The organism is Cupriavidus sp. SIMBA_020 (assembly GCF_046535395.1).
Classification (GTDB): domain Bacteria; phylum Pseudomonadota; class Gammaproteobacteria; order Burkholderiales; family Burkholderiaceae; genus Cupriavidus; species Cupriavidus campinensis.
Genome location: NZ_JAWRWU010001790.1, coordinates 1 through 231, shown reverse-complemented (window position 1 = coordinate 231; position 231 = coordinate 1). Strand labels below are relative to the sequence as shown.

General features: G+C 55.0%; 1 pseudogene. It reads right to left on the bottom strand.

The features are described 5' to 3' along the window. Positions 1-231: pseudogene (locus tag SB751_RS35770) on the bottom strand (sugar ABC transporter ATP-binding protein); the annotation flags it as partial.

Genomic DNA, 231 nt, shown 5'->3' with positions numbered 1-231 from the left:
ATGATGATCATGGCAATACCCGCATTCGCGAACTTGCGAATGAGCCGATAGACCTCGTCCTTGGCCTTGATGTCGATACCGCGCGTCGGGTGATCGAGAATCAGCAGACGCACATCCGAACTCAGCCATTTCGACAGAATGATTTTCTGCTGATTGCCGCCGCTCAATCCCGCACAGGCAGCATGAATCGAAGGCGTCTTGACGAGGCATTCCGCGACCCATTGCTTCGCG